We start from the raw sequence: 6,826 nt of genomic DNA on the forward strand, positions 1-6,826 counted from the left end.
GGATGCCGGTGAAGATACGATGAGACAAGGCCGTGCGGGCCCATCCTGACGTCACAATCATGATCGTCCCGCACGGCCACCTTCATGATCGACCCGGGTCTTTCCTCTACCGCGCACCAAGCCGTTACCTCTGCCGTGGAAGCGCCGTCGGGAAGCGCCGAGATGAGGTTCCGGCGAGGGTGTGCCCGCAGCGCTGCGGGCACACCCTTTCTCACGGGTTTGGGCGGCGAAACTGCTGGGTCTCGTCGCTCACGTTGCCGGACCGCTACGTGCCGCGCTGCCGGCCCTGGGTGCCGAACACGGACGACTGCGGTATCACCTGGGTGGGCTGTGCGCCCCGGTCGGCCATCTGCCGCTCGTAGTCGGCGCGGCCGGCGCCTTGCGCCTGCCGCTGCTCGCGGATGGCCCGGGACTCCTCCGCCATGCGGTCGAGCCACCGGTCCCAGCGGGTCTGCATCGGCTTCACGAGGCCACCGCCGACGCCGATGATCAGGATGCCGGCTACGGTGGCGAGGAACGCGATCAGTACCGGCGTGGTGACCGTGGTGGCGATGCCCACCTGGTTCAGCGCGGCGATGATGCCGAGCGCCAGGATGAAGACCGCCGCCAGGTTGGCCAGCACCCGCCCGTACGAGAGCCCGCCGAGCGCGCCGGTGACCAGGTCCCGCACCGCGTTGGCGATGGCGGCGGCGACGACCACGATGACGATCGCCACGAAGGCTCGCGGCAGCCACGAGATGACGCCCCGAATCAGGTCACTGATCGGGTTTGGTCCCCAGACCCCGAAGGCGAGCTGCAGGGTGAACAGCAGGACCGCGTAGTAGGCCAGTCTGGCCAGGATGTCGCTGGCGTCGTACTTGGTGCGTTCGAGCGCGCGTTTCACGCCGCCTCGTTCGACCGCGCGGTCGAAGCCCACCCGTTCCAGTACCTTGTCCACGATCTTCAGGACGGCGCGGGCGACGAGCCAACCGATCACGAGGATGACGATGAACGCGACCGCCTTCGGAACGAAGAGCAGCACGGCCCGCCATAGATCGACCAGGGCACTGCCGATGTTGACCTGGTCGACCGCGAGGGTTTTCTGCATGATGTCCCTCCTGTCGCATGAACTGCGATCCCCCGCATACCCGGTCGGTCCGCCGGCACGCCGCGCCGACTCGCGGAATCCCGACAGGCCATGGGCGAAGAGGTAGCGGCTGGCCGTGTGCCATATGTGCGCTGGGCGGTGACTTGCCCGCTGCAACCAAAGGTGAACGAGGCGCGATGGTGAACCCCGAGTTCGTCGGCTAGAACCCTAGCCTGACGGGCGGACGGGTCGTGTGACCCGCACGCCCATGGGCGCCTGCTCGAGGAGTGCCTCGGCGCTTACCGCCGGCGGCGGCTGGGCTCCGGGATGTTCGTCTCGACCTCCTCGTGGCGGACCTGCTCGTCGATCGGCTGGTCCTCGACCACCTCGTTCTTGGTCAGGTGGACCCGCTCGACCGGCACCCGGTCCTTGGCCACCACCGGATGCTCGGCGCGCAGCTGCATCTCCTGCTGCGCCTCACCGATGTCGGCGCGAACGTTGCCCGCGTCCGCGGCGGTGATCGGCTCGCGCTCGACGTACACCTCGTCGTGCTCGACCGGCACGGTTGTGTGCACGTTCTCGGTGACCATCTTCTTGCGCAGTACCGCCTTGCCCGCAGGCTGGCTTTCCGTGCCCACCCGCAGCCGTTCCTCGGAGCGGATCAGTTCCTCGCGGGCCTGCGGCGTCTGCTGCGGCTGCATGCGGTAGTGCGCGTACAGCTGCGCGGTCTGCTCGGCGGTCAGCGGCTTGTCGTTGCCAGGCTCGACGCTCGGGGCGCTTTGGACGGTTGCCTTGTCGTAGGCGACCATCAGCTTCCCCTTCTGCATCTGCGCGTTGCCCAGCGGGGCCATGGGCTCAGGGCCGCCGCCGGTTTGCACGCTCACCCAGGCCGGGTAGCCCGCAGTGGCCCACACCTGGCGGACCTTGCCGATCTTGGCACCCGACTGGTCCTGGACGTCCTGGCCGTACAGCGAACGCACCTGCTGTTCAGTGAGTTGCACGAGTCGTCCTCCTCTCGCCTGTCACCGCCCCGCGTACCCGACGAGCCCCCGGCCATTCGCCGCCCCGGGGCGCCTACCCGACGGGGACGAGCGGACCGCGCGGCCGACCAGGCATAACGATTGCAGATGTGGGCATTCACGCCCACCCTGCGGCAAATGCGAGGGAAGGAGAAGACATGAGCACTTATCCCATCCAGCCTGCGGCAGCCGGCCCCCGGCGCAGCGGCGAAGACTAGTCCCGCTGCCGCCTTCGCGCTGGTGTTCGGGGTCGCCGCCCTGGTCTGCGTGCTGACCGCCATCTTCGCCCCCGTGGGACTGGTGCTAGGGATCATCGGGCTCATCCTCGGCATCGTGGCACTGCGGATGACCCGACGCCCCGGCGTCACCGGCCGCGGCGTCGCGATTGGCGGCCTGGTCCTCAGCGTGATCGCCGTCCTGGTAGCCATCGCGTTCGCCGCCGGTGTCACCACCTTCCTCAACAACAAACAGGCGGTTGACCGCCTCGAACGCCAGGTCGAGCACCTCCGCGACAAGCTGCCTCACTGAATCACCACAACGGCGGCGCCCGCCGGTACCAACGCTTGATTGTCCGACTTGGCCGCTGGGGTCATGTACCTGATCGGCGGACCTGTGGCGACCAGCCGGGGTCCCTGCGCCGCCGCTGGATGAGCTGCCGTTTCCCGTCTAGGAGGGGCGGCCATGAGTGAGACTGGAGCCGGGACCCGTCGGGTTGGTCTCGCATGTTCACTCGGCACTTCCGAGCAATCACGATCACGTCGTTCACCGCCGGTGGGCTGACGAGGGCGGCGCGCGCAGACATTTTCGGACGGTTCGGTGGCTGAGCGCCGAACGCAGCGGGAGTCGCGGCTTGCGATGGTGCACGCTTGGCTCGGGATAGGCATCGTTGGCCTTGGGCCCGCCGCGGACGGTGGGCAGCCCAGTGCCTGTGCCCGGTTGCGGCTGACGGCGTCGGACCGGATATGCCAACTGGTGCGGCTTATGGGAGTAATAAGGGTGAGCGACACTAATCTTGGTGCCCGCAGCGGGCGGGGCAGTGAGTACGCTGACCTGTCCCGCCTGGTGCGGGGTGCTGGGCTCCTCCACCGGCGGCCCGGCCACTACGCGTTACGCATGGGGCTGGTGCTCGGGTGTCTCGGCGTGGCGGGCGTGGTGTTGGTCCGGCTCGGGCAGTCGTGGTGGCAGACCGTGGTCGCGGCGTTCCTTGCGGTGATCTTTGGCTCAGGCGGGGTTCATCGGCCACGACGCTGGGCATCGGCAGATCTTCCGCTCCCGCACTGCCAACGACGTGGTTGGCCTGCTGTTCGGCAACCTGCTGATCGGCCTCAGTTACGGATGGTGGGTGGACAAGCACAACCGGCACCACGCTCACCCCAACACTGAGGGCCATGATCCGGACATCGTGGTGGCGCCCCTGTCGTTCACCCCGGGGCAGGCCGAGGCGCGGCGCGGTCTCGGCGCGGTGTTCGTCCGGCACCAAGCCACGCTGTTCTTCCCGCTGCTGCTGGAGGGCCCGCACCTGCACGCCGCCAGCGTCAAGGCTGTGCTCGGCCGCGGCCGGCTCAAGCATCGCCCGATCGAGGCCAGCCTGCTCGCCCTGCACATCGTCGGCTACCTCACGGCCGTGTTCCTGCTCCTGAACCGCCCGCAGGCGATCGTGTTCATTCTGGTCAACCAGGGCCTTTTCGGTTTGTACCTGGGTTGCTCGTTCGCGCCCAACCACAAGGGGATGCCCATCCTCAGCGAGGCAGGTGCCCTCGACTATCTGCGGCGGCAGGTGCTGACCTCCCGCAACGTGCGCGGTGGATGGCTCATCGATGTCCTGCTGGGCGGGCTCAACTACCAGATCGAGCACCACCTCTTCCCCAGCATGCCCCGACCGAACCTGCGCCGCGCCCAGCCACTGATCCGCCAGTTCTGTATAGCGCACGGCGTCCCGTACCACGAGACCACGCTGACCCGGTCCTGGGCGCAAGCGCTGCAGCACCTGCGGACGGTCGGCAAGCGACCGACCCAACCGGGAACCGACAGACACTGAATGCGGGCCGCTACTGTCGCTGCTCAAACTGCCGCTGTCACACTCCTGTCACGTGGTTGCCGACAGGGCATACCCGCTTCCCCTCCCGCGACCCGCTGCGCGGACCTTGCATGTTCAGGGGCATCCGCGCCGAAATGGCGGCGATCAGGGCACCCGTAGGCGACGTTCTGGTCCGCGGACCCGAGCCGCCGTCCATGATGACCCGAGCCATGACCCGACTCATCCGCGCCGACCTGATCGTCATCGACGACATCGGCCTACTCCCGGTCGGGCCGGTCGCGGGTGAGGGACTGCAGCCCGGATGACCCGTCTGCCGCCTCGCTGACCTCGAACCCGTCCGCTTCCCGCGCACGGTCATGCGGATCTTGGGCTCGTCATCAATGACGAGAAACGCGCAGATTGCTCATCGTGCTCGCTTTCCACGGCAGGGGCTGGCGCGGCCGCGGATTCCCCGGCGGCGGCCTTCAGGTACAGCTCCTCGAATGTACGCAGCGCGTGGCCAAGGTCGTGCGCAGCGATGATCCGCCGGCTAACCGCTCCCATCTGGGCGCGAGCCGACGCGTCGTCCAGCAGGGCGGCCAGGTGCGCGGCGAGGGCGTGAATGTCTCCTGGCGGATAGAGGTAGCCGTTACTGCCGGGTCGGACCAGGTGCGGCAGCGCCATGGCGTCGGCCGCGACGATCGGCTTGCCGGCGGCCATGGCCTCCATGGTCACTAGGCTCTGCAGTTCGGCGGTGCCGGGCATGCAAAACACGTCGCAGCGGGCATAGGCGTGCAGGACCTCCTGGTCGCTGACGAGGCCGTGGAAGGTGACCCGATCCCAGATGCCGAGCTGGCGCGCCAGATCCTCCAGCACCCGGCGGTGGCAGCCGTCGCCGACGATCTCGCCGATGGCCTGCAGCCGCTCAGGCAGCAGCGCCAGCGCGTGCAGCAGCTGGTCGACGTTCTTCTCCTGGTCGAGCCGGCCCACGAACAGCACACGCCGCCGCCCGTCGCCGCCGTCGGGCGGTGGCTGAGCGAAGCGGTCCAGGTCGAGGCCGCAGGACACCGGCTCGGCGGCGCAGCGCAAGCCCTTCTCGTGCAGAAGTTGCACCGCCCGTGGGGTGGGAGCGGTGACGATGTAGGCGCGGTGAAAGACACGTACGAGGTCGCGCCAGGCGAGCCGGCAGGCCACACCGGCGAGCCAGGCGGGAAGCCGGGCGTAGCCGAGGAGGTTCTCCGGCATGAAATGGTTGGTGGCCACCACCGGTATCCGGCGCCGGCGCGCGGCGGCGGCCAGGCCGCGGCAGACCGGGAAGTGGGACTGGATGTGCACCACGTCGGGGGCGACTTCGTCCAGCAGGCGCGCTGCTGGCCGGGCTACCTGCCACGGCACGCACACGCGGAACGTGGGATGAAACGGGGTGCGGTGGGACACGAGCCGGTGCACCATGAGCCCCTTCTCCAGAGTGCTGCCCGGACCGCTCTCCCTCGCCGGGCAGATCACATGCACCTCGTGCCCACGGCCAAGCAGCCCGGTGGCAAGCCGGTGGGTGAAGTTCGCCGCGCCATTGACATCCGGCAGGTAGGTGTCCGCGCCGATGACGATGCGCTGGCGTCGGAGGCGAGGTCTGTTCATGACGGACTCCAAGTCGTGGTGCAGGCCGGCCGAATGGGTGCCGATCTGGGCGAGGTGAGGAAAGGGGACGGAACGGGTGATGTGCAGCACCCCCACCACAGCCACGGCCGAACAGGTCGTCGACAGCCCGGTCGCGGCCCGGCAGCCTGGGCGCGTTGTGTGAGCCAGAAGCCAGTGAGCCCGGCCAGCATCAGCCCGGCGAGGGTGGCGCACAGCGGGCCGCTGAAGCCGTGCGCGGTGAACTCCTCGCCCGCGGCCCGCATTCCCACGGACACAGAGCCATATGCAGCCCCGGCGCCAACGGCCTGCGCCACACACCGCCGGTCGGGCAGCAGCCGGGAAAGCCCGCGGCCCACAGTTGGGCGGGCCGCCCCGCCTCGGCGAAGGGCGCCTGCAGCCGCCTCGTGTTGCAGGCGCGCCCCCGCCGCACAGCAGCAGGCGCCCAGCACGGCCAACACGACGGCGAGCGCGGCCACCACCGGCTCCGACCCGGCAGCGCGGCGGCAACACGCCATGCAGCCGTCGGCCGGCGCCATCGCCACCCAGAACATGCGCTTCTGCGGAGACGCCGTACTGGTCGGCCCCGGCAGTGTATGACGGAAGGGGCAGTGCCGTGTCAATCGAGCCAATGCTCCGTCCGCCGCCCGGCCACCGGGTTTACCTCACTCTTGCCTGGGAACGACCGCACCGCTGGGGGCGCTTGGCGGGCGGTCTGGGCCAGCGGTGACCGCCAGTCAGGCCCGGGAGGCCGGTGGCGTGAGCCCGCCGGTCTTCCTTGCTCCCGCAACGGCCGCACCGGAGGTTGCACTCCGGGTTCAGCACGGCAGGTGGTTAGTCGCGCTTCGGTGGAGCTGGCACGAGTCTCACCCACGCGGCCTTGCCGCTGTGGTGGTCGGCGAGGCCCTCCGCCCTTAGAGCCTGGTAAATAAGGGTTTCAGGTGTTTTGGTGGCGGGCGAGGCGGCGGGTCATGACGATGATCATGGCCCATTGGACCATCGCGGCGTGGTGGTCGGGTAGCCGTTCGTAGTCGCGGACGGTGCGTCGGCACCGGTTGATCCAGGAGAATGTGCGCTCGACCGCCCATC

At 69.0% G+C, this 6,826-nt stretch carries 4 protein-coding genes and 1 pseudogene; 2 read left to right on the forward strand and 3 right to left on the reverse strand.

The window, feature by feature from the left end:
* Nucleotides 1-265: 265 nt before the first annotated feature.
* Together DKT69_RS32955 and DKT69_RS32960 are read right to left on the reverse strand one after the other, a co-directional pair.
* Entirely contained in the window at nucleotides 266-1,087 is an 822-nt protein-coding gene (locus DKT69_RS32955) for a mechanosensitive ion channel family protein (protein ID WP_109805322.1), read from the reverse strand.
* Nucleotides 1,088-1,365: 278 nt separating this feature from the next.
* Nucleotides 1,366-2,067 carry a DUF2382 domain-containing protein gene (locus DKT69_RS32960; RefSeq protein WP_109805323.1) on the reverse strand — a complete coding sequence of 234 codons (702 nt, stop codon included), beginning with the start codon at nucleotides 2,065-2,067 and terminating at the stop codon, nucleotides 1,366-1,368.
* 258 nt (nucleotides 2,068-2,325) lie between these two features.
* Between DKT69_RS32960 and DKT69_RS32965 the strand changes: the two genes are divergently transcribed.
* Nucleotides 2,326-2,613: a DUF4190 domain-containing protein gene (locus DKT69_RS32965; protein WP_236648502.1), complete on the forward strand. Its 288-nt coding sequence runs from the start codon at nucleotides 2,326-2,328 to the stop codon at nucleotides 2,611-2,613.
* 453 nt (nucleotides 2,614-3,066) lie between these two features.
* Nucleotides 3,067-4,123, forward strand: a pseudogene (locus tag DKT69_RS32970) (fatty acid desaturase family protein).
* Between the two features lie 354 nt (nucleotides 4,124-4,477).
* Here the strand turns inward: DKT69_RS32970 and DKT69_RS32985 are convergent.
* A complete protein-coding gene (locus tag DKT69_RS32985; RefSeq protein WP_201749979.1) occupies nucleotides 4,478-5,830 on the reverse strand; it encodes a glycosyltransferase in 1,353 nt (450 codons plus the stop codon).
* Nucleotides 5,831-6,826: the final 996 nt, after the last annotated feature.

This window comes from Micromonospora sicca (assembly GCF_003172935.1).
In the GTDB taxonomy this organism is placed as follows: domain Bacteria; phylum Actinomycetota; class Actinomycetes; order Mycobacteriales; family Micromonosporaceae; genus Micromonospora; species Micromonospora sicca.

Excerpts from the sequence above, each read along its gene's own strand:
- DKT69_RS32955 (WP_109805322.1), bottom strand. The coding sequence starts at position 1,087 with ATGCAGAAAACCCTCGCGGTCGACCAGGTCAACATCGGCAGTGCCCTG.